General features: G+C 60.3%; 21 protein-coding genes. 6 read left to right on the plus strand and 15 right to left on the minus strand.

The window, feature by feature from the left end; genetic code table 11:
• The first annotated feature begins 13 nt into the window (after nt 1–13).
• The gene (gene msrP / locus ACFOD4_RS12150) at nt 14–943 is read left to right on the plus strand and encodes a protein-methionine-sulfoxide reductase catalytic subunit MsrP (protein ID WP_379596750.1); all 930 of its coding nucleotides are present in this window, start codon (nt 14–16) and stop codon (nt 941–943) included.
• On the opposite strand, the gene ACFOD4_RS12155 is transcribed toward msrP, so the two are convergent.
• Both ACFOD4_RS12155 and ACFOD4_RS12160 read right to left on the minus strand, forming a co-directional pair.
• On the minus strand, nt 934–1,395 hold the full coding sequence (locus tag ACFOD4_RS12155; protein ID WP_379596752.1) for an NUDIX hydrolase: 462 nt from the start codon (nt 1,393–1,395) through the stop codon (nt 934–936). The genes msrP and ACFOD4_RS12155 overlap by 10 nt on opposite strands.
• Nucleotides 1,395–3,425, minus strand: coding sequence for an ATP-dependent DNA helicase RecG (locus ACFOD4_RS12160; protein WP_379596754.1), 2,031 nt, complete (start codon nt 3,423–3,425; stop codon nt 1,395–1,397). Before ACFOD4_RS12160 ends, ACFOD4_RS12155 begins: the two co-directional genes overlap by 1 nt.
• Before the next feature lie 83 nt (nt 3,426–3,508).
• Between ACFOD4_RS12160 and ACFOD4_RS12165 the strand changes: the two genes are divergently transcribed.
• From ACFOD4_RS12165 to ACFOD4_RS12175, 3 genes are all read left to right on the plus strand, one after another.
• Nucleotides 3,509–3,823: a succinate dehydrogenase assembly factor 2 gene (locus tag ACFOD4_RS12165; RefSeq protein WP_379596756.1), complete on the plus strand. Its 315-nt coding sequence runs from the start codon at nt 3,509–3,511 to the stop codon at nt 3,821–3,823.
• Nucleotides 3,820–7,278, plus strand: a complete 3,459-nt coding sequence (mfd, locus tag ACFOD4_RS12170; RefSeq protein ID WP_379596758.1) for a transcription-repair coupling factor — start codon at nt 3,820–3,822, stop codon at nt 7,276–7,278. The genes ACFOD4_RS12165 and mfd overlap by 4 nt, the downstream gene beginning before the upstream one ends.
• A 649-nt stretch (nt 7,279–7,927) precedes the next feature.
• Nucleotides 7,928–9,229: a hemolysin family protein gene (locus ACFOD4_RS12175; protein ID WP_379596760.1), complete on the plus strand. Its 1,302-nt coding sequence runs from the start codon at nt 7,928–7,930 to the stop codon at nt 9,227–9,229.
• A gap of 35 nt (nt 9,230–9,264) precedes the next feature.
• Here ACFOD4_RS12175 and ACFOD4_RS12180 read toward each other — a convergent pair whose 3' ends face one another.
• The 4 genes from ACFOD4_RS12180 to tkt all read right to left on the minus strand — a co-directional run bounded on the left by ACFOD4_RS12180 (nt 9,265) and on the right by tkt (nt 15,079).
• A complete protein-coding gene (locus ACFOD4_RS12180) occupies nt 9,265–10,698 on the minus strand; it encodes an NAD-dependent succinate-semialdehyde dehydrogenase (protein WP_379596762.1) in 1,434 nt (477 codons plus the stop codon).
• Nucleotides 10,699–10,814: 116 nt separating this feature from the next.
• Nucleotides 10,815–12,008 carry a phosphoglycerate kinase gene (locus ACFOD4_RS12185; RefSeq protein WP_379596764.1) on the minus strand — a complete coding sequence of 398 codons (1,194 nt, stop codon included), beginning with the start codon at nt 12,006–12,008 and terminating at the stop codon, nt 10,815–10,817.
• A 15-nt stretch (nt 12,009–12,023) separates the two neighbouring features.
• Nucleotides 12,024–13,040, minus strand: a complete 1,017-nt coding sequence (gap, locus tag ACFOD4_RS12190) for a type I glyceraldehyde-3-phosphate dehydrogenase (RefSeq protein WP_379596766.1) — start codon at nt 13,038–13,040, stop codon at nt 12,024–12,026.
• Between the two features lie 41 nt (nt 13,041–13,081).
• On the minus strand, nt 13,082–15,079 hold the full coding sequence (gene tkt, locus ACFOD4_RS12195; protein WP_379596972.1) for a transketolase: 1,998 nt from the start codon (nt 15,077–15,079) through the stop codon (nt 13,082–13,084).
• A gap of 289 nt (nt 15,080–15,368) precedes the next feature.
• On the opposite strand from tkt, the gene ACFOD4_RS12200 reads away from it, so the two are divergent.
• Nucleotides 15,369–17,966 (plus strand): bifunctional acetate--CoA ligase family protein/GNAT family N-acetyltransferase, encoded by a 2,598-nt coding sequence (locus tag ACFOD4_RS12200; protein WP_379596768.1) that lies wholly within the window; start codon nt 15,369–15,371, stop codon nt 17,964–17,966.
• Nucleotides 17,967–17,969: 3 nt separating this feature from the next.
• On the opposite strand, the gene ACFOD4_RS12205 is transcribed toward ACFOD4_RS12200, so the two are convergent.
• The gene (locus tag ACFOD4_RS12205) at nt 17,970–18,845 is read right to left on the minus strand and encodes a helix-turn-helix domain-containing protein (RefSeq protein WP_379596770.1); all 876 of its coding nucleotides are present in this window, start codon (nt 18,843–18,845) and stop codon (nt 17,970–17,972) included.
• A 362-nt stretch (nt 18,846–19,207) separates the two neighbouring features.
• On the opposite strand from ACFOD4_RS12205, the gene ACFOD4_RS12210 reads away from it, so the two are divergent.
• Entirely contained in the window at nt 19,208–20,284 is a 1,077-nt protein-coding gene (locus ACFOD4_RS12210; RefSeq protein WP_379596973.1) for an AI-2E family transporter, read from the plus strand.
• A 39-nt stretch (nt 20,285–20,323) separates the two neighbouring features.
• On the opposite strand, the gene ACFOD4_RS12215 is transcribed toward ACFOD4_RS12210, so the two are convergent.
• The 8 genes from ACFOD4_RS12215 to phnG are packed head-to-tail and all read right to left on the minus strand — an operon-like array spanning nt 20,324 to nt 26,531.
• On the minus strand, nt 20,324–20,995 hold the full coding sequence (locus ACFOD4_RS12215) for a DUF1045 domain-containing protein (protein WP_379596772.1): 672 nt from the start codon (nt 20,993–20,995) through the stop codon (nt 20,324–20,326).
• 2 nt (nt 20,996–20,997) lie between these two features.
• Complete coding sequence (locus ACFOD4_RS12220) at nt 20,998–22,131, minus strand: alpha-D-ribose 1-methylphosphonate 5-triphosphate diphosphatase (protein ID WP_379596774.1); 1,134 nt, start codon at nt 22,129–22,131, stop codon at nt 20,998–21,000.
• Nucleotides 22,121–22,828, minus strand: a complete 708-nt coding sequence (gene phnL, locus ACFOD4_RS12225) for a phosphonate C-P lyase system protein PhnL (protein WP_379596776.1) — start codon at nt 22,826–22,828, stop codon at nt 22,121–22,123. Before phnL ends, ACFOD4_RS12220 begins: the two co-directional genes overlap by 11 nt.
• Entirely contained in the window at nt 22,825–23,601 is a 777-nt protein-coding gene (gene phnK, locus ACFOD4_RS12230; protein ID WP_379596778.1) for a phosphonate C-P lyase system protein PhnK, read from the minus strand. The genes phnL and phnK overlap by 4 nt, the downstream gene beginning before the upstream one ends.
• On the minus strand, nt 23,598–24,437 hold the full coding sequence (locus ACFOD4_RS12235; RefSeq protein WP_379596780.1) for an alpha-D-ribose 1-methylphosphonate 5-phosphate C-P-lyase PhnJ: 840 nt from the start codon (nt 24,435–24,437) through the stop codon (nt 23,598–23,600). Before ACFOD4_RS12235 ends, phnK begins: the two co-directional genes overlap by 4 nt.
• Nucleotides 24,434–25,516 (minus strand): carbon-phosphorus lyase complex subunit PhnI, encoded by a 1,083-nt coding sequence (locus ACFOD4_RS12240; RefSeq protein WP_379596782.1) that lies wholly within the window; start codon nt 25,514–25,516, stop codon nt 24,434–24,436. The genes ACFOD4_RS12235 and ACFOD4_RS12240 overlap by 4 nt, the downstream gene beginning before the upstream one ends.
• 2 nt (nt 25,517–25,518) lie before the next feature.
• On the minus strand, nt 25,519–26,082 hold the full coding sequence (gene phnH / locus ACFOD4_RS12245; protein ID WP_379596784.1) for a phosphonate C-P lyase system protein PhnH: 564 nt from the start codon (nt 26,080–26,082) through the stop codon (nt 25,519–25,521).
• Complete coding sequence (gene phnG, locus ACFOD4_RS12250) at nt 26,082–26,531, minus strand: phosphonate C-P lyase system protein PhnG (RefSeq protein WP_379596786.1); 450 nt, start codon at nt 26,529–26,531, stop codon at nt 26,082–26,084. The genes phnH and phnG overlap by 1 nt, the downstream gene beginning before the upstream one ends.
• Nucleotides 26,532–26,610: the final 79 nt, after the last annotated feature.

Consider the following 26,610-nt stretch of genomic DNA (forward strand, 5'->3'; position numbering starts at 1 on the left):
AGGAGGAAAGCCCATGCTGATTCGAGTTCGGAAGGGGTGGGAACTGGATGAGGGATCTGCGGTCCCGGAAGCGATTGCATTTGGCAGAAGGCATGCCCTTGCGGCCACCGGCGCTCTTGCCGCGAGCTTGGCGGGATCATCAGCCTCCGCTGAGCAGACAACCGGTGCCAAAGAGCGCTTTCCGCCGGAGCGTGCTGTAACACCGGAGAAGGATGCCTCCAGCTACAACAACTACTATGAGTTCAGTTCAGGGAAGTCAGTCACCAGTCAGGCTCAACGCCTTCCGCAAAGGCCGTGGACTGTTCAGCTTGACGGGCTTGTGGAGTCCCCTGCGTCCCTTGACTTGGATGCTCTCTTGAAGAAGGTCTCTCTGGAGGATCGTGTTCTGCGGCACCGTTGTGTCGAGGGTTGGGCCATGACTGTTCCATGGACCGGTTTCCCCATGGCAGAGCTCGTTCGGATGGCGGATCCCAAACCTGAAGCTCGGTACGTGGTGTTTGAAAGCATTGCTGAGCCGGCCATCATGCCCGGATTACGACAGGTGTGGTATCCATGGCCCTATCGGGAAGGCTGCACCATCGCCGAGGCGATGAACGAGATGTGTTTCCTGGCGACTGGCATGTACGGGAAGCCCGTTCCAGCGCAGAATGGTGGCCCGATCCGTGTCCTATTTCCTTGGAAGTATGGCTTCAAGAGTTCAAAGGCCGTGGTGAAGATCACCTTCACCGATCGCCGGCCTGTCAGCTTTTGGGAAAAGCTGCAGCCTCAGGAGTACGGATTCTGGGCGAATGTGAACCCTGAAGTGGCGCATCCTCGCTGGAGCCAGGCATCCGAACGTCTCCTCGGATCTGGGGATCGTGTCCCGACAAGGCTGTACAACGGATACGGCGAGTTTGTTGCCCATCTCTACAAGGATCTGGCGACTGAGAAGCTTTACTTCTGACGTTGTGTGGAGGCTAGGCTCAGCGCTTCGATCACGCTGGGCCGCAATGCAAGCTGGTCAAGTTGGTCCATCGGAAACCACCGCGCTTCCTCCGCGTCGTCTGCCGCGGCAGCCTCTCCGGAAGTCCATTCTGCGACGTAGTCGATCACGGTGTAATGGTACTGAAGCATTCCATGCGCATCGTGGCTCATCAGGTCGGCCACGAGCGCAAGCGTAAGCTCACCCACCAAGATGCCGGTCTCCTCAAGCAGTTCACGCCGAGCAGCCTGCTTCGTGGTTTCGCCGAGCCGTTGCGCGCCACCCGGGATGGACCACTCACCTCCGTAAGGTGGCTTTGCCCGCCTGATCAACAGCACTTCCTTGTCCCTGAAAACAATGACACCGACACCAACAAGAGGTCGATCCGGGTAGCTACGACTTTGGCGGGGCGCCCAGCTGTCTGAGGCTTCCATCAACCGGCAGCCAGGGGCGCTAAAGTGAGGTCGTGGTCGAAAAGAGCAAGCAAGGCTCTGGCTGCACGGCCACGTGGCGTTGCATTCAGTTCCGGATCCCGATCAAGCAGAAGCGTTGCGTCCTGGTGTGCCATGGGGACTAGGCTTGCATGGCGGTCGCTATCTGCCAAACGGTGCCCGAGGCGGCCTGACTGCCGACGGCCAAGAGCGTCACCCCCGCCTCGATAGACCAGATCGGCATCGGCGATGGCGAAGCCATCCGAGGTGTCACGCAGCACAGCCAGTCGGCGTTGCTCGGCCTCATTGAGATCTTGAGACGGCAGGAGCAGGCAGTAGGACTGAGCCGCCCCGCGTCCCACTCGCCCTCGAAGCTGGTGAAGGGCAGCCAAGCCAAACCTCTCAGCTTGCTCGATGATCATGATCGTGGCTTCCGGAACATCGACGCCTACTTCAACCACCGTTGTGGCGACCAGTAGCTGCGCTTGGCCGCTTGCAAAATCATGCAAGGCTGCTTCCCGCACCTCCAGGCGCTGGGCTCCATGGGCAAGGCGTACACGCGATCCGAATATCGCCTTCAGCTCGGCATAGGCCGTTTCTGCGGCCACATTGTCATGCTTCTCGCCCTCCTCGACGGCGCGGACAACCCAGTAGGCACGGCCACCTTCAGCAAAGGCCGCATGCAGCCTTTGAAGAAGTTGCGCGCGTCTGTCGGCCCTGATGATGCGCGTGATGATGGGCAGGCGACCCGAAGGGCGAGATGTCAGGCGGCTGACGGCCATCTCTCCCCAATGCGTCAGCAGAAGCGTCCGCGGGATGGGCGTGGCCGTCATCACCAGCACATCGGTCCTGTCTTTCTCGGTCAAGGCCAGTCGCTGGGCCACGCCGAAGCGATGTTGCTCGTCGACAACCGCAAGTCCCAGCGCCCTGAACTCTACATTCTCCTCAATCAGTGCGTGGGTCCCCACAACAAGGGACAGGCTGCCGTCAGCCAAGCCTGTCAGAATCCGACGACGTTCCTGTCCTTTTACAGAGCCGGTGAAGAGAGCATAGGAGACGCCAGTATTGTGCAGCAGGCGATCGAGCGTGCGGAAATGCTGCCTCGCCAGCAACTCGGTCGGCGCCATCAGGGCAGCTTGCGAGCCTGCTTCAACCGCCCTGAGCATGGCTAGGATGGCGATCAGTGTCTTACCCGCACCCACATCACCTTGAAGAAGGCGAAGCATACGCTGCGGCGCGGCCATATCGGCATCTATCTCAGAGAGCACAGCCCGTTGCCCCTCCGTCAAGGGATGTCCGAACGCCGACAGGGCCGCAAGCCGCAGCTCCTGAGTGCCGGCCATTGCGCGCCCCGGTCGCTCACGAACGATGCGACGAACCAGGCCGATCGCCAGCTGACTGGCCAGCAACTCGTCGTAGGCGAGGCGTTCCTGAGCAGGCGTATCAGGAGGGGCTTCCGGTTGATGAAGCGATAGAAGCGCGGTCCAGAAGGAGGGCCAACGACGCCGGGACAGCAGGTGAGGGTCCTGCCATTCCGGAAGACCCTTCGGTCGTTCTACGGCTGCGGCGACTGCGGCCGCGAGGTCCCGCTGCGTCAGACCTTTCACTGCCGGCCAGACAGGCTGGATGGCGGGTATGCGATCAGGAGGCTCCACGTAGTCGGCGGCCTCCATGCGCCAGCGATCCCGGAAGAGCCTAAGGCGGCCGGAAACGCGGCGCTCGACGCCAGGCGGATAGGTCCGGCTGAGCCATGCTCCCAACCAGCTCTTGCGGCCAAAGTAACTGATGTCGAGCGGACCGAAATCGGCTTTGCACAGAACTGTCCAAGGCTGACGGGGCGTACCAGGGGGACGTATCTCGACGGGGCTTACCGTAAGCGTGGCCACTTCGCCGTCTTGCGGCCGGTCGGCGCGACGGTCGATGTAACGGTCCGGAAGATGGAACAACAGATCAATGACCCGACGACCGCCGGTGGCCTGCATCAGGCGCTTTGACTTGGCTTCAGGCAGACCCAGGCTTTCCAGGGGAGCCATCAGTTCCGTTAGGGTCGATCGACCGTTCTCCTGGGCTGACACGATTCCGGTTTGCACCTATATGCCGGTGACGAGAGGCCCCCATGTCCCAAGATCATCAGCCCAGCTCTGAACTGTCGAACCGGTGCCGCAGGATCCTATTCCGTGCCACTCACCGGGGAACCAAAGAGACTGACCTCATGGTAGGAGGATTCGTCCGCACCCATATCGCGAGTTTCGAGGAAAAGGAACTTGATGAACTGGAGGCGGTTTTGGAATTGCTTGATGTTGACCTTGCCGACTGGTTGATCGGCCGGCGTGAGATTCCTGCGATCCACCAGACACCGATGTTGATGCGCATGGCGGAGCATTGTTCCAAGAGCGGAGCCGGACTGCCGGAGGCGTTGCGTCAAGGATGAGCGTTGCAAAGGTTTTCGGTGCGCCTGAAGGCTACGATGCTTATCTTCTGTCAAAGCGGAGCAGTGAGACCCGGGGGACGGTACTTCACGTTTGCCGGGACGATGCGCGGATGGCGCGGCTGGCGGAAGGCCTCGCCTTCTTTGCCCCGCAACTTGCTATTCTGCGCTTTCCGGCATGGGATGTTTTGCCTTACGACCGGATCTCTCCCCATCCGGAGCTGGTCGCGGAACGCGTCGCCACGCTGGCAAGGCTAGTCAGCGGCAGGCAGTCGCCGCAGGTTGTGCTTACCACAGTCAACGCACTTATCCAGCGGGTGCCACCTCAAAGTGTGTTTGAGGGCGCCAGTCTTCTGCTGAAGCCAGGCGAGCGGATCACCCCGGCCCAGCTTTCCTCATTTCTCGAAGCGAATGGCTACCTTCGTGTCGCCACGGTCATGGAGCCCGGCGAGTATGCCATCCGTGGCGGCATCATTGATTTATTTCCTGCTGGAAGCACTGATCCGCTTCGCATTGACCTTTTCGGCGATGAGATCGAGAGCCTGCGAAACTTCTCGACAGAAACGCAGCGCGGCGGCGAAAGCGTAGGACAGATCCTGCTCAGGCCTGCGAGCGAGCTCTTCCTTGACGAGGCTTCTGTGGCCCGTTTCCGTTCATCCTACCGGGATTTGTTCGGCGCGGCGTCAGCTGATGACCCGCTTTATGCCTCGGTATCGGCGCGTCGTCGTCATCCTGGTCTGGAGCATTATACGCCGCTCTTTCACGAGCAAATGGAGACCTTGTTCGACTATCTGCCTGATGCTCCCATCAGCCTGGACCACCAGGCGGATGATGTTCTGGATGTCCGGCTGGAGATGATCGACGATCACTATCAGGCCCGGCGGGCAGCAGTCCGGGAGGGAGAGGCAGCCTACCGTGCGGTCCCTCCAAATCGATTGTACCTCGACCGGTCGGAATGGGATCAGGCTCTCGGGAAAGGCAAACCTCTTCAATTTAGCCCTTTCTCGGGAGGAGAGGCGGCAGGCGCGATCGACGCGGGCGGACGCCCTGCACGGCTGTATGCCGAAGAGCGAACGTCCGGGCACAACGTTTTTGCAGCATACAAGGATCAGGCGGCCCATTACGCGCGTGCGGGGCTCAAGCCATTCATCGCGGCCTGGAGCAACGGATCGCGCGAAAGGCTCGGCAATCTGCTCCGGGAGAATGGTGTCCCTGCTGTCACCATCAACGACTGGCAGGAAGCAGCCCGCTTGCCGGAAGGCGCGACAGGGCTCGTCACGCTTGGAATGGAGCGGGGATTTACCGGGCCCACGGAACGCGCCGGCCAAGGCATGGCCTTTACCGGTGAGCAAGATCTACTGGGTGAGCGCATTGCACGGCCAGCACGCCGTCGAAAGCGCGCCGACCAGTTCATCGCCGATGCAACGGAAATCGCCGAAGGCGATCTGGTTGTTCACCAGGATCACGGCATCGGCCGCTATGATGGGCTGGAAACCATCGATGTTTCCGGAGCACCGCATGATTGCCTTCGCCTGATCTACGACGGCGATGACAAGCTATTTCTGCCGGTCGAGAACATCGAATTGCTGTCGCGGTTCGGAAGCGAGACTGCGGGTGCCGTTCTCGACAAGCTTGGGGGGACGTCCTGGCAGAACAGGAAGGCCAGAGCCAAACAGCGCATTGCCGACATGGCCGGCCAACTGATCCGCATTGCTGCGGAACGGCAGGTGAAGCAAGCGCCACTGGCCGCTCCCCCCGAAGGTGCTTGGGACGAGTTTTGCGCCAGGTTCCCGTTCCCCGAGACGGATGATCAGCTTCGTGCCATTTCCGATGTGCTTGAGGACCTCTCCACCGGGCGCCCCATGGATCGGCTGGTCTGCGGCGATGTAGGCTTCGGCAAGACCGAGGTTGCCCTGAGAGCGGCCTTTGTTGTGGCCATGACGGGAGTCCAGGTGGCCGTTGTGGTGCCGACCACCTTGCTGGCTCGGCAGCATTACAGGACCTTTGTGGCGCGGTTTGCCGGCCTGCCGATCAAGGTTGCTCAGCTGTCACGGATGGTGACGAGCCGCGAAGCGGCTCAAGTGAAAGCGGGCTTGGCCGACGGCTCCATCAACATCGTCATTGGAACTCACGCACTCCTTGCCAAGAGCATCGAGTTTGCGGAGCTCGGCTTGGTTATCGTGGATGAGGAACAGCATTTCGGAGTCGCGCACAAGGAGCGGCTGAAGTCGCTGAAATCCGACCTGCATGTGCTGACGCTGACAGCGACACCGATCCCGCGAACACTGCAGCTGGCTCTGACCGGTGTCCGAGAAATGAGCATCATAGCGACGCCGCCAGTTGATCGTCTCGCAGTCAGAACCTTCATTATGCCTTTCGATGCCGTCGTCATCCGTGAAGCGATCCAGCGGGAGCGGCTGCGGGGCGGACAAATCTTCTGCGTTGTTCCGCAGCTCGAGGATCTGCCGAAGATGGCGACCCGGCTGGCAGAGATCGTGCCGGAAGCTCGCACTATCCAGGCTCATGGGCGGCTCACGCCAACCGAGCTGGAGCGGGTGATGACGGAATTCGGCGACGGCAAATTCGACATCCTGCTCGCCACCAACATCGTCGAAAGCGGGCTCGACATGCCTGCGGTAAACACACTGATCATCCATCGTGCCGACATGTTTGGTCTGGCACAGCTCTATCAGCTCCGTGGACGAGTAGGGCGCGGCAAGCTACGAGGGTATGCGTATCTGACTTGGCCGGTCTCCAGGCGGCTTTCTGCTGCTGCGGAGAAGCGCCTTTCCGTCATGCAGACCCTCGACAACCTTGGCGCAGGCTTCACCCTGGCCAGCCATGATCTCGACATTCGGGGGGCGGGTAACCTGCTGGGCGATGAACAGTCCGGCCACATCAGGGAAGTCGGCATCGAGCTGTATCAGAAGATGCTGGAAGATGCCGTCGCTTCCATCAAGGCGGGGCACCAGAAGGACGGCGCCTTTGATAGTGCCGACTGGACGCCACAGATCAACCTGGGACTTCCCGTGCTGATCCCGGAAACCTATGTGGCGGACCTACCGGTCCGACTAGGGCTCTATCGCCGGATCGGCTCGCTCGAGGATGATCGCGACGTCGAGGCGATGGGGGTGGAAATGGCCGATCGTTTTGGAAGCCTTCCGCCCGAAGTGGAAAACCTGCTGCAGGTCGTCTCGATTAAGCAGCTGTGTCGACGTGCCGGGGTCGAAAAGGTCGATGCCGGACCCAAAGGTATCGTTGTCTCCTTTCGCGGCAATAGGTTCGCCGCTGCGGAGCGTCTGGTGCATTGGGTGACTTCACAGAAAGGCGTCGTCAAGCTGAGGCCGGACCATAAGCTTGCTATGGTCCGTGAAATGGACCTTCCCGTGCGCGTGAAACAGGCAAAGAGCATTTTAACCGCACTGGCCAAGATGACGGCAGCTACGAAGCAGAGGTGAAGGAACAAGCTGCCTAGAAGGCCTGGCTCCGATTTCCAGTCAGACACCCGCGAACCCAGCCGAGAAGAGGCGGACCTTCTAGGTGCGACCGTGGGACGGAAACCGGCCGTTCTTCCCTCTGGATGCGGGATCCAGGCTCCACAAGCCAGACGTTGCTCATCGATGTCGGCAACTCCTTCAACGCAAAGTCCAGAGCGGCCTGATGCCCGATAGAGGCATCACCAAGGTGGAAAAAGCGGAAGCGCGGCCCAAGCTGCGCGCAAGCTGACGCAACATCTTCCCACTGACCAGGATGCCGATTGCAGTCAACGACCAGGACACGCACCGGCGGACTGTCCATGCCAGCCATATCGATGAGTGTGTGCCGCATTCGAGCAGGAGCAATACCGCGAGAAACAACAATGGCGGCGACTGGCAGTTCCTGCGCCATTTGTTCCCTGTGGCGCGAGGCCGTCAGCCAGGGCCACCGAGGCGCGGCTAGAAAGAACAAAGCCATTGGGAAAGACTTCTCCGCTGGAGGACGGTAGCGAACACTCGCCTAGCGAAGCGGCATCACTTTGCTTGCCCGATGGCGTCATTGCGGCATGGTGGCGATGACCTGCCACATTTCAGACGCTAAGAACAAGCGCGGCATCTTCGGGAGAAGCGAATGAGCCTGCTGGCGGAACTCCTCATCATCTTGTTCCTGATCCTGTTGAACGGCGTCTTCGCCATGAGTGAACTTGCGATCGTGTCTTCTCGAAGGGTGCGGCTTGTGGCGCTGCAGCGTGCCGGCAAAACCGGTGCGGCGACGGCCCTGTCTTTGATGGAGGATCCGCAGCGCTTCCTGCCCACTGTCCAGGTTGGGATCACCTTGGTCGGCATTTTGGCTGGTGCTTTTGCCGGGCAAGGTATTGCCCAGCGGCTGAGTGAATGGCTGGTCCTGGTACCCGGCCTTGAGGCCTACTCGGCTCAGCTCTCACTTACTATTGTGGTTCTCTGCATAACCTATCTGTCTCTGATCCTGGGTGAATTGGTTCCGAAGCAGATCGCGCTGCGCAATCCTGAGGCGGTGGCAAGTCTGGTGGCCGTGCCCATGTCGGGCTTGTCCCGCTTTGCTGCCCCTATGGTTTGGCTGTTGTCACGTTCCTCAGCTGCGGTGCTTGCACTGGTAGGCGCCACGAAGCCAGTGGCGGCAACGATCACCGAGGAGGAAGTCAAAGCAGCCGTTGCCGAAGGCGTTGAAGCCGGAGCGCTGGAGACTGAAGAACGCAACATGATCGAGAGGGTTCTGCGGCTAGCCGACAAGCCTGTCCGCGCGCTTATGACACCACGAACGGAAGTGGAGTGGATCGATCGTCAGGCACTCGGCCGGGACTTGCCTCAGAACCTTCGCGGCAGCCGAGTCACAAGGTTCGTTGTCGCGGATGGACGTATCGACAACGTTCTAGGCATTGTCGCCATCAACGATCTCTTGGATCAGCTACTGCGGAATGGCGAGGTCGACCTTGCAGCGGTGACCCAGACCCCGTTGATCCTTCCCGAGAACCTTCCCGCACTTAGCGCACTATCGAGGCTGAAGGTCGATCCGCTCGGCATTGCACTGGTCATGGACGAGTATGGAAGTTTTGAAGGGGTCGTTACAGCCTCCGACCTTTTGGAAGCTATCGTCGGAGAGCTCGGCCCTGAATCTGCACCTGCTACTGGTGGCTTGGTCAGGCGACACGACGGAACTCTGTTGCTGGATGGCATGCTGCCGAGCGACGAGCTGAAGTCTCGGCTTGATTTGACGGAGCTACCCAGCGACGGCACGTATCACACGGTTGCAGGCTTTTTGCTTTCCCTGCTTCAACGTGTGCCTCGTGAAGGCGACAGGATCGTATGGTCCGGATGGCGCTTCGAGATTATCGATATGGATGGACGGCGGATCGACAAGGTTCTCGTCAGCCAGGAGCCGCCTGGTGGTAGCTAGGATTTGGTCCTGGCGAGATCGCCAGGACCAGTCATTCAGATGCCAGCCTGGGTTACGAACTTGGTGTTCAGGTAAGCCTCGATCGCTTCGGAACCGCCTTCTGAGCCGTAGCCGCTATCCTTGATGCCGCCGAAGGGCACCTCGGGCAATGCCAGGCCAAGATGGTTGATTGTCATCATGCCCGTCTCGACCTGAGAGGCAATGGCATTCGCCGTCTTGGCGCTTTTGGTGAAAGCATAAGCTGCCAAGCCGAATGGAAGACGATTGGATTCTTCAACAACTTCGTCAAAATCCCTGAACGGCACCATCAATGCCAGAGGGCCAAACGGCTCCTCGTTCATGGCCCGCATCTCATGGGTCAGACCGGTCAGCACTGTGGGCTCGTAGAAGTAGCCCTTGTTCCCGATGCGATTGCCACCGGTACGAATCTGAGCGCCCTTCTGTTGCGCATCGGCAATCAAAGCTTCCATGGCCGGGACACGGCGATCATTGGCAAGCGGCCCCATCTGAACACCGTCTTCCAGGCCGTTTCCAACCCGAACCGACTTCGCGTAATCGACAAACTGTTCAACAAACCGGTCGAACACCTTCTCTTGCACAAGGAAGCGGGTGGGGGACACGCAGACCTGTCCAGCATTGCGGAATTTGCTGCCCGCAAGAGTTTTGCTCGCATGATCAATGTCGGCGTCATCGAAGACGATGGCGGGGGCATGGCCACCGAGTTCCATCGTTACACGCTTCATGTACTTGCCGGCCATCTCGGCAAGGTGCTTCCCGACAGGCGTGGACCCGGTGAAAGTTACCTTACGGATCGCCGGATGGGGGATCAGATAGGACGAGATCTCGGCAGGCACCCCGTACACCAAGCCCACCACACCGGGGGGCAACCCGGCGTCAAGGAAGCAGCGGATCAGTTCGGCGGGGGAGGCGGGAGTCTCCTCCGGCGCCTTCACGATGATCGAGCAACCGGTGGCCAGAGCCGCAGACAATTTGCGGACGACTTGGTTGATCGGGAAGTTCCATGGCGTGAAGGCGGCAACCGGGCCTACCGGCTCCTTGATCACCAACTGGTAAACACCTTCTGCACGTGCGGGAACAACCCGGCCGTAGGCCCGCCGCGCCTCCTCGGCAAACCAGTCAATGGTGTCCGCAGCCGCCATGGTTTCGGCACGAGCTTCCGCAAGAGGCTTGCCCTGTTCCATGGTCATCAGGCGGGCGATGCTGTCGGCACGCTCTCTGAGCAGATCGGCCGCCTTTCGCATCAACTTAGAGCGTTCGAAGGCGGAAACCTTCTTCCATACCCCGAACCCATGCTCGGCAGCCGATAGCGCCTCGTCGAGGTCGGCTTCTGTTGCATGCGGAACGGTGCCGATCTGCTCTTCCGTCGCCGGATTCAGGACCGGGATGGTCTGTCCCTTGGACGCGGCGCGCCACCTACCATTAATATGAAGTTGAACATCCTTGTACATCGCGCCTCTCCTCAAGCAGTTCACATGGGTATGTGAGTTCGCAGCCGAAGAATAACCAGCCTTCCGCTGCCATGCGTCTTGTTAAGAACGTCAGGGCCGGAGCCCTCGCGCTCCCTCTAGGCCTTGAGGACTTCCACCCCAGGCAACGTCTTCCCTTCAAGCCACTCCAGGAAGGCGCCTCCTGCCGAGGAGACATAGGTCATCCGATCCATCACGCCAGCATGTCGCAGCGCCGACACAGTGTCGCCGCCGCCACCAATGCTCTTCAGGCCGGCCGAAGTAGTCAGGGCGGCAACGGCTTGAGCGACCCTTACCGTTGCGGCATCGAACGGTGGGATCTCAAAAGCGCCGAAGGGTCCGTTCCAGACAAGTGTGGCTGCGCGCTTGAGACGGCTTTCCACCACGTCGATGCTGGCGGGTCCCACATCAAGAGCCATCATGCCATCCGGAACTGCATCGGCAGGAACAATCCGGTTGGCTGCGTTGGCTGCGAACTCCTCCGCCACCACCAAATCAGTCGGGAGAATGATCTCGCACCCAGCCTTTTCGGCTGTCTCCAGGATCTGGAGAGCGGTCCCATGCATTTCGGCTTCCTGGAGCGACTTGCCCATGGCTTTGCCCTGGGCCGCCAAGAAGGTATTGGCCATGGCACCGCCAATGACCAGTACATCAACCTTTTTCGACAGATTGCCAAGCAGATCCAGCTTGGTTGAAACCTTGGCACCGCCCACAATGGCCACCACCGGCCGTGCCGGGCTGCCCAAGGCTGTATCAAGCGCTTCAAGTTCCGCCTGCATCAGCCGACCAGCATAGGATGGCAGCTGGCGTGCAACGCCTTCAGTGCTGGCATGGGCACGGTGGGCAGCCGAGAACGCATCATTCACAAAAGCATCGGCAAGAGCGGCAAGCGCCTTCACCATGGCAGGATCGTTCTTTTCTTCACCCGAGTGAAAGCGGGTGTTCTCGAGCACCAGGATCTCGCCGTTGCTCATCTTCGCAACGGCTTGCTGCGCCGTCTCACCGATGCAATCTTCGGCAAACAAAACCGGTTGGCCAAGAGACGCCGATAGAGCCTCCGCCATCGGCTTCAGCGACATTTCGGGAACACGCTTGCCCTTCGGCCTGTCGAAGTGGCTACAGATGATGACCTTGGCTTCGCGCTGAGCCAACTCGCGAATGGTCGGCACCAAGCGGTCAATGCGCGTGCGGTCGGTGATCCGCCCGTCGCGCACGGGAACATTCAAGTCAGCTCGCAGCAGAACCCGCTTCCCGGCGGGTTCGAGCTGATCGAGCGTCCGGAAACGAGCCATCTGCTGCTGCCTTCCTTAAAGCTTGCCGAGAAGGGCGGCAGTGTCCGACATACGGTTCGAGAAGCCCCACTCATTGTCATACCAGGACATGACGCGGACCAGACCGCCATCCACCACCTGAGTCTGCGTGGCATCAAAGGTCGACGAGGCCGGATTATGGTTGAAGTCGATGCTCACCAGCTTCTCGGTGTTGTAGTCCAAGATGCCCTTCAACTCGCCTTCCGACGCTGCCTTGATGGCTGCATTGATTTCTTCCTTCGTAACGCCCGACTTACGAGGCACGAAGTCCAGGCTGACCAGCGACACGTTGGGTGTCGGGATGCGGATCGCCGTACCGTCAAGCTTGCCCTTCAGCTCCGGCAGCACGAGGCCGACGGCCTTTGCAGCACCCGTGGATGTCGGAATGGCGGAAACCGCCGCGGCGCGCGCACGATGCAAGTCCTTGTGCAGCGTATCGACGGTGTTCTGGTCACCGGTATAGGCATGGATGGTGACCATGTAACCACGCTCGATGCCAAAGCTCTCGTGTAGGACCTTGGCCACCGGCGCCAGGCAGTTCGTGGTGCAAGACGCGTTGGAGACGATCTTGTCGTCAGCAGTCAGAGTCTTGTGGTTTACGCCATAGACGATGGTCTTGTCAGCACCGTCGCCGGGTGCGGAGATGAGCACCTTCCGCGCGCCGGTGCCGAGAAGGACGGATGCCTTCTCGCGGGCCGTGAAGATCCCGGTGCACTCGGCCGCAACATCCACGCCCTGCCACTGCAGCTTCGTGGGATCGCGTTCCGCCGTGACCTTGATCGGACCCCAGGTCTTGCCATGCGCCTTGATGGTGATGCTGTCACCCTCAACGATCACCTCGCCTGGGAAGCGGCCATGGACACTGTCATAGCGGAAAAGATGCGCGTTAGCCTCGACTGAACCCAGATCATTGATGGCGACGAACTCAACATCGTCCCGCGCACTCTCGCAGGCAGCGCGAAGCACGAGGCGGCCGATACGTCCAAATCCGTTGATCGCGACCTTCACCGTCATTGCATCATTCCCTCTTCATTATCCGTGTTGGCCACTGGTGCTCAGGCCAACTTACGTCGAACAGCAGCGATCACGGCTTCGACCGTGATGCCGAAATGCTGGAACAGATCTTCGGCAGGAGCCGACGCGCCAAAACCCGTCATGCCAATGAAAGTTGCATCGGCACCAAGCCAACGTTCCCACCCGAAGCCAAGGCCCGCCTCCACACCAATCCTGGGCGCATCACCGAGGGTCGCGAGGCGGTAACCTTCATCTTGTAGAGAGAACAGTTCCCAGCAGGGCAGGGAGACCACGGCTGTCGGAATCCCCTCAGCTTCCAGCGCCTCACGCGCAGCGACGGCCAGATGAACTTCCGAGCCTGTCGCAACGATGGTCGCTGCGCGCTTGCCACCGGCTTCTGCCAGCACATAGCCTCCACGAGCACACCGGTTCTCGCCTGCTTCATCGCGTAAGGCAGGCAATCCCTGACGGGACAATGCAAGGATGGATGGCCCATCCGAGCGTTGCACTGCCAGTTCCCAGCACTCCGCCGTTTCCATCGCATCGGCGGGACGGAAAACGCAGAGGTTGGGTATGGCCCTCAGGCTCGCCAGGGTTTCCACAGGCTGGTGGGTCGGCCCGTCCTCGCCAAGCCCTATGCTGTCATGGGTCAGAACGTGGATCGCCCTGATCTTCATAAGGGCGGCCAGGCGCAGGGACGGGCGCATGTAGTCGGCGAAAACCAGGAAAGTGCCGCCGTAAGGGATCAGGCCACCATGGAGCGCCATTCCATTCATCGCAGCGGCCATGCCGTGCTCACGAATTCCCCAATGGATGTACCGGCCGGCAAAATTGGCAGGCGATAGAACAGGGACGCCCTTGACGTTCGTGTTGTTAGAACCGGTCAGGTCGGCGGACCCGCCGATCATCTCGGGAATGGCCGGCACCAGGACCTCCAGCGCCTTCTGGCTGGAAACACGGGTGGCGGCCTTTGGCTTGTCCTCCGCGATCTTCTGGCGAAAACTCGCTGACGCTTCGTGCCATGCCTCTGGAAGCTTGCCGGAGATCGCCCGCTCGAACTCAGACTTCTGCGGATGATTGGCGAGACGCTTCAGCCAGGAGCGGCGCGCACCAGCAGACCTCCGGCCCGCTGCTTCCCAATTGGCTTTGATGTCCTCCGGAACCTCGAAAGGGGCGCTTGTCCAGCCAAGGGCCTGCTTCGTGGCCTCGGCTTCCTTCGACCCCAGGGGACTACCGTGGCTTCCCGCAGTTCCCGCTTTTGTGGGCGCTGCGAAGCCGATGATGGTTCGACAGGCGATGAGAGTGGGTTTGCGGCTGCGTACCGCCCCCTCCATTGCCTTCTCCACCGCGATCGGGTCGTGCCCATCGACCCGCTTCACTGCCCAACCATAGGACTGAAACCGTTTCAGAACATCGTCCGAGCTGGTCATCCCGACATCGCCATCGATGCAGATGCCGTTATCGTCCCAAAGCACGGTGAGCTTGGAGAGGCCGAAATGACCTGCGATCGAGGCGGCTTCGTGACTAATGCCTTCCATCAGGCATCCGTCGCCCGCAATGACCCAGGTGCGATGATCGACCAGGCTGCGGCCGAAGCGGGCGGCCAGGTGGCGCTCGGCAAGTGCCATGCCTACGGCATTGGCCAAACCCTGGCCTAGCGGCCCGGTCGTCGTTTCGATGGCAGGGTGCTCGCCGTACTCCGGGTGGCCCGCGGCTACCGAGTGGAGCTGTCGGAAAGACTGCAAGTCGCTCATCTCTATGCCCGCATGCCCCGACAGGTGGAGCCAGGCGTAGAGCAGCATGGAGCCGTGGCCAGCCGAGAGGACGAAGCGGTCTCGATCGGCCCAATGCGGGTCCGCAGCATCGTACTTGAGGAACTTGCTGAAAAGCACTGTTGCCGCATCCGCCATGCCCATGGGCATGCCCGGATGGCCGGATTTGGCCTTCTCTACGGCGTCGACCGCCAGGACGCGGATGGCATCCGCCATGCGCCGGACGTCCGTCAAAGGCAATGACAGGAGCTTGGCCTGCGCGGCCATGGCAGGATTCTCGGAAACATCGAGCGGAGGGGCGATACTGGCCAAGGTCAAGAACCTCTCTGGCGTCGACTGGGCTATAAAGGCAGTGTTACAGGGCAGCAAGCCGAGGCCGGTTATGATACCGGCCGGCGGACACCCTCGCGAGATGTTCGCTTACCTTGCCTGAGTGTAGGATTCCAGCCCGGGGCGGCCCTATGTTGGCGCAGCGCGGCCGGAGCAAAGCCAAATGTTATCGATGTCCCTTCCGCTTGCCTCTCCGCGCCGGTCGGGCGGCTTCCGAGAGACATCGTTGTTCCGCCCCCAATCCGTTCTGCTTGTGGCAGATCCTCGCCTGCCCGAGGCCGATGTCTTGGCCCGGAATATAGGAAACGGCCAGTACAAGGGGCAGCTTTACATCATTGGCATGATGGCGGCCGGCTTCCACGCCGTGCAGGCAATTCCAGAGTTGCCTGCGGCACCTGATTTGGCAGTGTTGTGCCTGCCTGCTGCCGAACAAGAAGGTGCCATGAGGCAGCTCGCAGCCCGGGGGTGCTACACTGCCATCATCCCGGTGTCCTCTCCTGACTTGGCAGGCCTGTGTGCGAGAACCGGGGTGGCAGCGCTGGGCGCCCATAGCTTCGGCATATGCCTCCCTTCGATCGGGCTGAACGCAAGCTTGAGCCATATCGCGCCACGTCCGGGACGCTTGGCGCTTCTAACGCAGTCGCCTTCCATGGCTCGTGTCATCATTGACTGGGCGGAAGGCGAAGGCCTTGGCTTTAGCCACATCGTCGGCATCGGGAGCAATCTGGGCGTTGGCTTTGCAGCATCGCTCGATTGGCTGGCGCGCGATTCCGCGGCGGGTGCCATCCTGCTTGACCTACGCCGGATCAAGAATCGTCGCATGTTCATCTCGGCCGCGCGTGCCGCGGCCAGAACCCGTCCGGTGCTGGCGCTTCGTCCAGGCGGTCGGCAAAGCGACGCCTCGGGAATTGCTGATGCCGTGATGGAGGCCGCACTCCGACGGGCTGGCGTGCTCCGCCTCCCCGGCCTCGAAGACCTCTTGTCGGCTGCGGAGACGTTGGCACGGCTGAGACCCTCTCGGCATAGCCGGGGTATCGCCGCGGCCGATGACATCGTGATCGTGTCCAATGGCCAAGCCCCAGCGCTCCTTGCCGCAGATGCGGCAGTTGCTTCCGGATTAAGGCTCCAAACTTTGGAAAGTGCTGCCAAAGACGCTCTTTCGCTTTTGCTTAGCTTGCCTGTCGAAGCACTGACCAATCCGTTGATTCTGCCTCACGGCCACGAGCACCGCCTCGGTGAGGCGGCAAGCTCCCTGGCGGCTCTGTCGTCAGTGGGCGCGGTTGTCGCCGTGCATGCGCCTGGTCTGGCTAGAACAGGGGCCGCAGCGTCGATGGCCCTTTCGGCGGCTGCCAAAACAACCAGAGGTGCGCCCATCCTGGTGGGCTGGTTAGGTGAAGCAACTGCTGCACCTCTGCGAGCGCAACTGGCCGATGCAGGTTTGGCGGTATTCGCGACCCCTGAGGCCGCGGTACGAGGTGCGGTCCATTTGGCAGCCGATCGGCGCAACAGGGCTGCGGCCGCCGAGCTTCCGCCTCGGGACGCCACAGAGCTGGTGCCGGATCGTGCCAGGGCCGCCGCCATCATTGATCAGGTTCGTCAAGAAGGCCGCCTCAGGTTGAATGAGGCCGAGAGCCTTGATTTGCTTGAAGCTTACGGACAGAAGGTGGTGCCTGGTTCACCAGTGGCCGAGGTTGAGGGCGCTGTCAGTACCGCAATGCGGCTCGGCTTTCCTGTTGTTCTGAAACTACTCAGCCCGGATTTGCCCCGGAAGACCGAAGTGGGCGGAGTTGTTCTCGGTATTCGGGACGTTGCCAGCCTCCGCCGAGCAGCGCACCACATGATGTCCGAAGCCCGACGTCTGCGACCTCATGCGCGGATCGATGGCTTCTTGGTTCAGCGCCAACTTGGCCAAGGAGCCTCCAAGGATCACGAGTTGCGCCTTCGTCTCGGGGATGATCCCATGTTCGGCCCCTGGATCGGATTTGGTCGCGGCGGAACAGCTTCTGACTTTGAAGCGGATGTTGCGTACGATCTACCGCCTCTGAATCGTACCCTGGCCTTGGCGATGATCCGGCGGACACGGAGTTCAAGGCTGCTGTCCGGCTTCAGGGACTACCCACAGGTAGATCTCATGAAGGTGGCCGACAGTGCTGTTAGGCTGTCACAGATTGCGGTCGATTTTCCAGAAGTCGACGACCTCATTCTGAATCCTCTACTGGTCAACGCCAGCGAAGCCGTTGTCCTTGATGCATCCGCACAGCTACGCCCGTTAGGCCTGCAAAGCCAGCTGGCAATTTCTCCGTATCCGTCGGAGCTTGAGCATCCTTGGCACAGCCGAGATGGGCGAAAGTTGCTGATCAGGCCCATTCGGCCAGAGGATGCGGAGGCACATGCGGAAGCCTTTGCCAGCCTGACCCCCGAAGACGTGCGCTGGCGCTTTTTTAACCAGATCCGAGAACTGTCACGAGAACAAATCGCCAGAATGACGCAGATCGACTATGACCGTGAGATGGCCATTATTGCGGTGCATCACAGAGAGGAGAGACAAAGCACAGCCGGAGTGGCGCGTATCATCCGCGAGGCTGGAAGCGCGGAGGGAGAATTCGCTGTTGTGGTGACCGCGCCATGGAAGGGGCAGGGGCTGGGGCGCCACCTGATGACGTCGCTGCTGGCATGGGCCGGATCTCAGGGCCTCACGACCGTGAAGGGCCAGATCCTGGCAGATAACCGCCCCATGATCAGCTTCATACAAAGTCTAGGCTTCACCCTCCACCGTGTTCCGGATGATGACGATGTACTCGAAGCACGCATCTCACTCGGCTAAACCCTAACGCGGCCCTATTTCTCGGATCAGGTCTCGGACACGCGCCGCCGCTGCGGATCCCTTGAGGGCAGTACGCCAAGCCGCCTCAGCAACGCGCTGATGGACCGCAACGGCCTCATCCGCTGCCGTGATGGTCCCGACGCCCGTGGCAGGTGCCGCAGTCACGTCTGCCGGGAAGGGACTGGTGCACACATGAGCCCGATCCCGACCCCGCATAACGAGGAAGCTACCGGCCGGCTCCATTGCAAGCAAGCCGACCTGCAAACCGATCGGGACGCTTTCCATGAGGGACGCAATGCTCTCAGCTTCTGACCTGGCAGCAAGTCTGCAGCGGTTTCGCGTACGCTCTGAGACATTCAGACCACCGGCCACACCATCCGAGAGGAACTGCCGGAGCGCGGCCTCCGACAGCATCGCGATGATATTGGCGCGCCTTGATTGATGAAGTTTCTTCCGAGCCGCTAGTAAGCCCAGAGCCTGATCGGCCGCCGCGCGTGCTGCGGATCGCTCAGAGGATCCATCAGCGGCCTCGGCCCAGGCTTCCGCCAAAGCGCCATCATAAGCATCGGTAGTGGTTGGATAGCAGACGGCCTCGCCAACCTGAAGAATTTGGTCGGACTGTTCCTCAACCTGACGCAGTCGTTCCTGGAACGCGATGGGACGCGAGAAATACTCCACACCGATGCCGAGCAATGACAACGGCGAAATCTTCAGCAACTCAGCCAGGCGTCGGATGGTGTCGAGCTTGATAACCTCGCCCTTCTCGTACCGGTAGAGCGCGGCACGCGACACACCCAGGCGAGCAGCGATCTCCTCTGCCCTTAAGCCCGATTCAAGACGGTAGGCCCGCAGTTGCTGGCCGATATCGGCGAATCGCATGACACCTCTTGTCGATATCAACCTGACTGGAACACTGGGCGGACGGAGTCTCGCCACGCGGCTCTCCGTCTGAAAATGCGTTCAGTAGATGAGAATGGCAATCACAAAAAGCAGAGGATCTTCATCGCATCGGAGGATGGTGCCGTTGTACCCATCTATCATGCCTGAAGAATGCGGCAGAGCGCTGCCCGATATGAGCGGTGTGGCATGCCGATAGTTTGTCATAGCCGCTTGACGGAGCGACAGCATCTCATGACGGCATTGCGCCTTAGGTCGGGCCAGACTCAGGACGGCCGATTGCGCGATACAGGGTCCTTTGGCAGCCGCTGGCCGCAGCAGCGTTCCTCATGCAATCTCGTATCATGAAAGCCCCTCATTCATCCCCGAGTCACATTCTGCAGCCGGCTCGGATCCTAGGTCTTGCTGCCCTTGCGGCTCTGCTTGTGGGATGCCTGCTTGTCCTTCTTCCGTTCCTGTCAGCCCTGCTTTGGGCCGCGATCCTCGCATTCTGCACATGGCCCGTGTACCGGATCTTTCGCGAGCGGATGGGCATGACGCCGACCCTTGCCGCACTTCTGATGGTTACATTGGAAATGCTCCTGGTTGGGCTTCCCATTCTGCTGGCCGCTCCCATGCGGGCGGAAGACGTTCAAGGCTTGCGGTCCAGCATCGAGGGGCTGGCGGCCGATGGCCTGCCAGGCCTTGGCGATCGTTTGGCATCACTGCCCTGGATAGGCTCGTTTCTTCAAGGGCGGTGGGAGGCGCTACAACTCGACTTCAGCCCGGTTACCAGCTTCCTGAGACCGTATGCCGGCGTGATTGCACAACAGGCCCTGGGCGTTCTCCTGGCGATCCTCTCCGGTCTGGCAGAGCTCGTCCTCGCAATCTTGCTGTCCTTTTTCTTCTATCGGGACGGTCCGCGAATGGCTGCAGGCGCGGAGGCCATCGTGGGACGGATCGCAGGCCCTCAAGCACGGAGGCTGCTACAGCTGACCGCCAACGTGACCATCGGAGTGGTTTATGGTCTGCTCGGCACAGCTCTGGCCCAAGGCATTATGACGGGCTTCGGTTTGTGGATCGCCGGAGTTCCGCAAGCTGTCTTGCTGGCCGTACTAGCAGGCGCAATCTCGATCCTGCCCATTGGCGCTCCTCTGGTCTGGCTCCCGGCGGCGTTGTGGCTTTTGAGTCAAGGTTCCACCGGCTGGGGCATATTTCTGTTGCTATACGGAACCTTCGGCATCAGCAGCGTCGACAACTTCATTCGACCATGGCTGATCAGCCGAGGAGCAGACCTTCCACTACTGCTTACCATCCTGGGAGCCCTGGGCGGCGTTCTCGCATTCGGGTTCCTGGGTCTCTTCCTCGGCCCCGTGCTGCTTGCCGTCGGTTTCACCCTTCTGCGAGACTGGGCCGAAGAAGAACCACAAACTCTTCGATGAGTTAAAGAGGGATCAGCGGGGTACAGGACTGAAGGGATCTCAGCCTGCTTCGAAGCCTGCACGATGGACGAGGCGGAAAGGCTCGGCCGGTCCATCCTGGCTGAAGATGCAGATATCCTGCACAGGCCGTGCAGCAAGAGCATCCTGAAAATGACGCTCGGCGTGGGGTTTCACCAAAACTGTCTCATCCCCACTAAGTCGGCAGGAAAGCGTCACATGGAAACGCCAACTCTCGAAAACATAGGGATAGCCCCACCGCATCAGGTACTCACGGTCCCTCTGACCAAGCCCGTCCGGCTTTCTGCGTGCGATTTCGTCATCAGTGAGTTCGGGGCGGAAGGCATCGAGGGCGGAGACGCATGTTTCGGCGAGATGCTGCAGGGCCGCCGAAGGCTGCTTCTGCGTCAGCGCCAAAAAGCCATCCAGCTCACTGACCTGCAACGCAGGCAGCTCGAACGGTTTCAGAGAACGAGCCACATCGTCGACGGCTTCAACGAATTCTGGAAAGCTCCGTTGGAGATGGAAGGGAGCCTTGAGGGTGGCGTGCAAGCCGTAGCGCCGCGCATCCGAGGTGAGTTCCCACAGATTGAACCCATTCATCTCCGGTTGGCCCAGCAACACACCGCGTTCAGCGTCCCGGCCCAACCACTGCGAGCCAAGCCGATGCAACGGGTCATCCGAACGCGGAGCCCAATAGAGTGCGACCCGCATCCTCACGCGACCCTTGAACCGAGGCGCCAGACTTCACGCACAACCGGCATGGTGTCGAGGACACGAACCAGAACAAGATCGGCCCGCTGGCCCGGAAGAAGGCGACCCCGATCTCGCATTCCAAGAACATCCGCAGGGCTTGCGGTAATGGCACGAACTGAACTCGCCAGGCCGATCGCCGGTGCGACGCGCCAAGCTGCTTCGAGCAACGAAGCCGGAACATAGTCGCTGGCGAAGGAGTCAACCAACCTTTCGCGTACCAGATCCGACACTGCAACATTGCCTGAGTGGCTTCCACCCCGGACGAGATTAGGTGCGCCTGCTATAACGTGCATGCCGCAATTCCGCGCAGCCCGGGCGGCCATCATCGACACGGGGAACTCTGAAATCATGATCCCGTCGCGGGCGTTATCGGCAATCTCGCTTTCATCCCAATCGTCGTGACTAGCAAGCGGGAGCGCCCTGCTAGATAGTCGATCAAGCAGCGAGCGCCGCTGCGGCGACCGTAGGCGTTCCCGCTGCTCTACCAACTCCCCGATCCGGCGATCCACCTCCGACACCGATTTTCCGCCTCTAACACGCATCTGGCGATAGCGTTCAATGTCGACATATTGCCCGACGCCAGGAGTGTGATCCATGAGGCTGGCCATCCGCACCATCGGGTGATCCGCCACCCTGTCCAGCATGGTAAGAAGGTCGGCAGCCGGAAGTTCGCACCGAAGATGAAGAAAATGCTCGCTCTTCAGCGCACCGGTGACGTGAAGGGCATCAAGATCCTCCACAGCGTTCAAGAATGTCTCGGTCCTTTCGGCGTCGAAACCCAGATCGCCAATGCACAGGGCGTCAAGAACCGTGGTCACTCCGGCAGCGGCAGTCTGCGCGTCATGCGTTATGAAGGCGGAGCGTGACGGCCAGCGCGCATTCATGCGAGGTTGAACCTGGCGTTCAAGATTATCGGTGTGCAGGTCGATAATGCCGGGAATCAGCGTGCTTCCATCTACATCCCGAGCAGTGCTCAAGCGGCTGATGCCGGGCTGCACATCGGTGATGAGGTTGCCTTGCACTACTAATGTTCCAAGCTCAACGCGATCAGGCAGCACCAAATGTGCATTCGTGATGATGGTCTCAGCCGTCATGAAGGGCGTCCTGAACGGGCGTTACTGGGATGAAGCGGGTGGCAACGCGATCGCGCACATCTGCGTCGTGGAAGATGCCCACAATGGCTGCGCCGGAGTGCCGAGCCTCTTCAATCATATCCAGCACGACGTCACGATTGGCCGGATCAAGACTGGCGGTCGGCTCATCCAGAAGCAGGACTGGATAGGACGCGGCGAACCCCCTGGCCAAGTTGACCCGCTGCTGCTCACCACCCGAAAAGGTGGCCGGCGGCAGGTTATGCAGGCGCCGAGGGAGGTTCAGCCTGAGCAAGAACTCTGAGGCACGTTGGTATGCGGCAGCGTCGTCCATGCCCTGGTCCATCATTGGCTGTGCCACGATGTCCAGTGTTGATACACGGGGAATAACACGAAGGAACTGCGAGACGTATCCCAGGGTGTACCTCCGGACTTCCTCAATGGTGCGCGGCAGGGCATCGCTAATGCTGATGTCGTTACCCTGGTGATGAACGAGAATACTGCCTTCACAGATGCCGTAGTTGCCATACAGGCACCGCATCAGGGTCGACTTCCCGGCGCCTGAGGGTCCTGACAGCGCGATGCACTCTCCATCAGCGACTTCCATATGGACATCGTGAAGCACCGGGATGGTTGTGCCATTTTGAAGATGGAGACGAAAGTACTTCGTGAGCCCGGTAACGGAGATCATGCGGCTCATGCGGCGAGCACCGAGGAAACAAGAAGCTGCGTATAGGGATGTTGCGGATCATCCAGGACCCGGTCTGTCAGGCCATGCTCAACAACCTGACCATTTCGCATGACAAGGATCCGATTGGCGAGAAGCCTTGCAGCTGCAATGTCGTGGGTAACAAGAACAACCGCGATCCGCAGCTTTGCGACCAAACGCCGAATCAGATCCAGCAACTTCGCTTGGACCGACACATCCAGCCCGGTTGTCGGCTCGTCCATAAAAACCAAACGGGGATGAGTGACAAGGCATCGCGCAATCTGAAGCCTCTGCTGCATGCCGCCTGAGAACGTTTTCGGGAAATCATCGATCCGCGCCGGATCGATCTCGACCTGCCGCAGCCAGTCCATTGCTTGCTCACGGATCCGGCCGTAGTGCTGATGCCCGTTCGCCATTAAGCGCTCGCCGATGTTCCCGCCCGCGGACACATTCATCCGCAGTCCATCTGCCGCGTGCTGATACACAAAGCCCCATTCGGTCCGCATCAGCGATCGGACCTGCCTTTCCCTGGATTGTAGAATATCGTGCCGGCAGCCTGTGTGATCGATGTACTGCACATCGCCGCGATCCGGACTCATCTGTCCGGAAAGAACACGAAGAAGCGTCGATTTGCCTGACCCGGACTCGCCCACGATGGCGACAACCTCACCCGGATGTACTTCGATATGAACGCCGTCCAGTGCAACCGATGTTGCGAACCGATGCGACACCCCGGACGCTAGAAGAAAGGGCTGCTCGTTCATGATACAACGCGCCTTTCATTACAGTGATCGGTGTCCGAGCAGATGAACGTGCGCCCGCCTCGATCATCGGAAGCAATTTCATCTAGGTAGCTCTCGCGTGATCCACAAAGCTGGCAGGTATGATCGGCTCGGCGGGGGCGGAAGGGATGGTCTTCGAACTCAAGGCTCTTCACGGCTGTGTACGGCGGCACCGCGTAAATCTTCTTCTCACGGCCAGCCCCGAACAGCTGAAGCGCGGACATGCGGTTCATCTTCGGATTGTCGAACGCCGGAATAGGCGAGGGCGACATGAGGTAGCGACCGGCTACCATGACTGGATAGTTGTAGGACGCGGCAATGTGTCCGTAACGCGCTATATCTTCATACAGCTTGACGTGCATGACGCCGTAATCCGCCGTTGCATGCATCCGCTTCGTTTCCGAGAGGCGTGCCTCAAGCCTGAAAAGAGGCTCAGGCATGGGAACCTGATAAACGATGATCTGCCCGTCGCGCAGCTTGGTCTCGGGGATCCTGTGCCTAGTCTGGATGATGGTCGCTTCCGTGGTCCGGGTGGTGGTGCGGATCCCTGCCACAGCTGAGAAGAACCGCCGGATGGATACGGCATTTGTTGTGTCATCAGCACCCTGATCAATAACTTTCAGGATGTCTTCGGGGCCGACTACGCTGGCCGTCACCTGAATACCGCCTGTTCCCCAACCGTAAGGGAGCGGCATTTCTCGCCCACCGAAGGGTACCTGATGGCCTGGGATGGCTACAGCCTTCAAGATGGCCCGCCTGATCATCCGCTTCGTACCTTCATCCAGGTAGGCGAAGTTGTAGTCTGAAGGGCGGGTCATGCGTCGCGTTTCCTTGACGCGGCAGAACCCCTCATGTCTCGGAGAAGCTCCAGTTCGCTTTGAAAGTCGACGTAGTGCGGCAACTTCAGGTGTTCAACAAAGCCCATGGCCTCAATGTTATCGGAGTGCAGCATCACGAACTCTTCGTCCTGTGCCGGCGCTGCGCGATCCTCTCCGAGTTCATCCGCCAGCAAGGCACGATCAACCAGAGCCATGGACATGGCTTTTCTTTCACTCCGCCCGACCGCAAGGCCGTAGCCGCGAGTGAACTGCGGCGGTTCCGACTTCGTGCCGTGGAACTGGTTCACCATCTGGCATTCCGTGACTTCCACATCGCCGATATCGACGTCAAAGCCTAGCTCGGGTGGCGCCAGAACAATCCGGAGTGTGCCCTGGCGGACCTCTCCGACGAAAGGATGATTGTTTCCGTAGCCTCGCTGAGTTGAGTACCCAAGGCTCAGCAGAAAGCCCTCGTCACCGCGAGCGAGGTTCTGCAGCCTGGCGCTCCGTGGAGCCGGAAACTGCGGCGCGTCCCTGGTCAGGTCAGCAGGTTTGCCTTCTTGTCCGGATTCGGTCCGCAGCAAGCCTTCACGGATCAGATCCTCAGCCACCCTTGGCGCTTCCTCCAGGCCATCAATGCTGCAGGGCGCTGTCGCGTGCCCGCCGGTTTTGCCAACGAGGGCGAAATCCAAAAGGCGGTGCGTGTAGTCGTAGGTGGGACCCAGAACCTGCCCACCGGGCAAGTCCTTGAAGATCGCCGAGATGCGACGTGTGATCGCCATGGCCGAGGTGTCCAGCGGCTTTGACGTGCCGAAGCGGGGAAGTGTCGTTCTAAAGGCTCGGAGAAGAAAAGCGGCTTCAATCAGGTCGCCTTGCGCCTGCTTGATAGCCAACGCGGCAAGCTGCCGATCATAACACGACCCTTCAGCCATGACGCGATCCACGGCAAGTCCAAGCTGCTGCTCGATCTGCCGGGTGTCGATTTCCTCAAGCTCAGGTCGCCCGCGGCGGCGCTCAGCAAGCCAGGCATGTGCATTGGCGATCGCCGCCTCGCCACCTTTCACGGCAACATAGGCCATGGTCAGACCTCCTCGATGCATACGGTACGAGGCAACGCTGCAATCCTGTCGCCCGAGCAGAGAATGATGTCGGTACCGCGCGGGAAAGAAGCCTGCTGCGCTTGCCACTCGGCTAGGAAGGTGCGTGGTGGCTGCTCCACGGCGAGAAATGCCGCGTCCTCGATGCCTGGCCCGGAGAGCTTCCAGCCCGCATCGCTGCGCAGACTTCGCACTTGGCAAATCAAAGTGGCCGAGGTTTCAGGCTCCTCGTCCTGCCCCAGCTTCATCTGGTGCAGGCTGGGCCACTCGCCGGTCACCAGAACAAAGTCAGCCTCCTCCAGGCTGACCATTGGACAGCCACAATGGAACTGAAGCCAGCTTCGTGCCTGCTCATCGACATCGGCGTACAAGCCGGTGTCAGCATCCAGAAGCGTCAGCAGGCACGCCGCCGTTGCCCGTTCGAGGGATGGTGGAGGCTGCAGATGAGCCGTCACTGTCTGGATGGTTCCGGGACGGCTCATGACTTCAAGCAGCCCGCGGAAGCATTGCTGAGCGTCAAGGACGGGATGTGGAAAACCGGGATGCATCAGCGCATCGTCGCCATGGTGAAGAACTGCACCTTCGTGGCCGCAGCCCTACCGGCTTGGTCGCTCTTCCTTGAGGCTTGCTGCTCGGCAAGAGGTCGGATGACCATGTCGAGCCATAGAATCCTGGAGGCGTCGGACTGCAATGCTGCATCTAGGATCGCGGCGAGCTCGGCCTGCTCGTGGTCGCGACCAAGCACATAGGCGTGGCCGATGGTCCCATCGTCCAGGCTAACGGCACAACGCGTTACGGTGACCTCGGAGAAGTTGAAGTTTGCTCCGTCGCCCCCGGCTCGCCCTTGCATCATCACCAGACCAACTTCAGGCCCTCGAAGCGGCTTATGGTGGGGAAGGGCCGGCGCCTTGGGGAGACAGTTCCGGATCTCGGCAGTCGTGGCGCGAGCCAACACTGCCATCCATTGCTGCCGGTCTGTTGTGACAGGTTCATTCATCACCGCTACGTCCCGCCAAAGAAGATGTCTAGACATCTAGATATCTAATTGAATATCGTCAACGGAACTTGCCACATCG

It is taken from the genome of Teichococcus globiformis (genome assembly GCF_042646265.1).
GTDB lineage: Bacteria > Pseudomonadota > Alphaproteobacteria > Acetobacterales > Acetobacteraceae > Pseudoroseomonas > Pseudoroseomonas globiformis.

Bases quoted from the DNA above. Each gene is read 5' to 3' on its own strand.
- gap (WP_379596766.1), bottom strand. From the start codon at position 13,040: ATGACGGTGAAGGTCGCGATCAACGGATTTGGACGTATCGGCCGCCTC.
- msrP (WP_379596750.1), top strand. From the start codon at position 14: ATGCTGATTCGAGTTCGGAAGGGGTGGGAACTGGATGAGGGATCTGCG.
- ACFOD4_RS12180 (WP_379596762.1), bottom strand. From the start codon at position 10,698: ATGTACAAGGATGTTCAACTTCATATTAATGGTAGGTGGCGCGCCGCG.
- ACFOD4_RS12205 (WP_379596770.1), bottom strand. From the start codon at position 18,845: ATGCGATTCGCCGATATCGGCCAGCAACTGCGGGCCTACCGTCTTGAA.
- ACFOD4_RS12175 (WP_379596760.1), top strand. From the start codon at position 7,928: ATGAGCCTGCTGGCGGAACTCCTCATCATCTTGTTCCTGATCCTGTTG.
- phnG (WP_379596786.1), bottom strand. From the start codon at position 26,531: ATGAATGAACCTGTCACAACAGACCGGCAGCAATGGATGGCAGTGTTG.
- tkt (WP_379596972.1), bottom strand. From the start codon at position 15,079: ATGGCCGCGCAGGCCAAGCTCCTGTCATTGCCTTTGACGGACGTCCGG.
- phnH (WP_379596784.1), bottom strand. From the start codon at position 26,082: ATGCATCCCGGTTTTCCACATCCCGTCCTTGACGCTCAGCAATGCTTC.
- ACFOD4_RS12215 (WP_379596772.1), bottom strand. From the start codon at position 20,995: ATGCGGGTCGCACTCTATTGGGCTCCGCGTTCGGATGACCCGTTGCAT.
- ACFOD4_RS12165 (WP_379596756.1), top strand. From the start codon at position 3,509: ATGTCCCAAGATCATCAGCCCAGCTCTGAACTGTCGAACCGGTGCCGC.
- ACFOD4_RS12160 (WP_379596754.1), bottom strand. From the start codon at position 3,425: ATGGCTCCCCTGGAAAGCCTGGGTCTGCCTGAAGCCAAGTCAAAGCGC.
- ACFOD4_RS12185 (WP_379596764.1), bottom strand. From the start codon at position 12,008: ATGGCTCGTTTCCGGACGCTCGATCAGCTCGAACCCGCCGGGAAGCGG.
- ACFOD4_RS12240 (WP_379596782.1), bottom strand. From the start codon at position 25,516: ATGGCCTATGTTGCCGTGAAAGGTGGCGAGGCGGCGATCGCCAATGCA.
- ACFOD4_RS12155 (WP_379596752.1), bottom strand. From the start codon at position 1,395: ATGGAAGCCTCAGACAGCTGGGCGCCCCGCCAAAGTCGTAGCTACCCG.
- ACFOD4_RS12210 (WP_379596973.1), top strand. From the start codon at position 19,208: ATGAAAGCCCCTCATTCATCCCCGAGTCACATTCTGCAGCCGGCTCGG.
- phnK (WP_379596778.1), bottom strand. From the start codon at position 23,601: ATGAACGAGCAGCCCTTTCTTCTAGCGTCCGGGGTGTCGCATCGGTTC.
- ACFOD4_RS12235 (WP_379596780.1), bottom strand. From the start codon at position 24,437: ATGACCCGCCCTTCAGACTACAACTTCGCCTACCTGGATGAAGGTACG.
- phnL (WP_379596776.1), bottom strand. From the start codon at position 22,828: ATGAGCCGCATGATCTCCGTTACCGGGCTCACGAAGTACTTTCGTCTC.
- mfd (WP_379596758.1), top strand. From the start codon at position 3,820: ATGAGCGTTGCAAAGGTTTTCGGTGCGCCTGAAGGCTACGATGCTTAT.
- ACFOD4_RS12220 (WP_379596774.1), bottom strand. From the start codon at position 22,131: ATGACGGCTGAGACCATCATCACGAATGCACATTTGGTGCTGCCTGAT.